The following is a 964-nucleotide window of genomic DNA, read 5'->3' as shown; positions in this document are numbered from 1 at the left end:
ACGTTCAATCGCTCTTAGGCTCAGATTACATACAAATCACACAGAGTGGTCGATATAGAGCCATCGAATAAGAAGAACTAGCGAGGTACAGGAACCATTAGTTTTAGCATGTGTAATGTTTTCTCCACCTATTAAAAAAGACATACAGCATCTATGGGTCTGTACTAACTGATGTGTTGTCAGTTCTGATAACTAATTAACTGTTTTACTGTAGTTTACTTCTTCTTCTTCTTTTGTCATCACACTGTTACCGGGTTGTTACCCAGTGTCGTGGTTTTCTGTTTTTGTCTTGCGCTTTTTTGGTGACTTGAGTGATTGTTATTTTTGCTCTTTGACAGGATTCTGCTATGCCATCTAACCATCTTTTTCGTGGTCTTCCTCTCGCCTTTTTTCCCGATGTTCTGTTGTAAAAGACTCTGTATACTGTGGAGTTTGGATGCATCCGAAAAGTGGATGCTGGTTCGGTGCGCAGGCAATGGACTGAACCACTGCAGGCGTCAACAATTTGCAGAATTACAATTGTCTTTGTTCTGGGGCACATGGGTGTTATTGGCAATGAGCAAGCAGACCTTCGTCCGAATTTTTACCGGGGCCCAAATTTGGGGTGTAAAGAATAGAACCACTGTTACCTGCCACGCATGTCGTAAGAGGCGACTAAGGAGGTTTGGCTGAAATCGGATGCACGTGTCCTAAACGTGTAGAAGTCTATGCGTTTAGGGGCCTACCAAACCAATGTGCAACGTATACACGTTCTTGGCAAAGATCAAACATATCACAAAGAGTGATTAAAATTGGTCGTAAAGAACGAACGCAAAGAAGAAGATTGAAAAACATACTCAAATGGTTTGGCCACTTGGTCAGAATGAACCCGAATACACCAGTTGCAAGAGCGTACAACCTGAAAATGGAATCATCAAGAGGAAGGGGCAGACCAAGAAAAAGATGGATTGATGGAGTTACAGAC

At 42.3% G+C, this 964-nt stretch carries 1 protein-coding gene; it reads right to left on the bottom strand.

The features are described from left to right. Positions 1-705 precede the first annotated feature (705 nt). Positions 706-964: hypothetical protein (locus tag AC1VNY_RS42480; RefSeq protein ID WP_482409666.1), on the bottom strand; the 259-nt coding region annotated here is incomplete at its 5' end.

The sequence above is a fragment of the Bradyrhizobium ferriligni genome (genome assembly GCF_056837965.1).
This window is presented reverse-complemented; position numbering and strand designations above follow the sequence as displayed.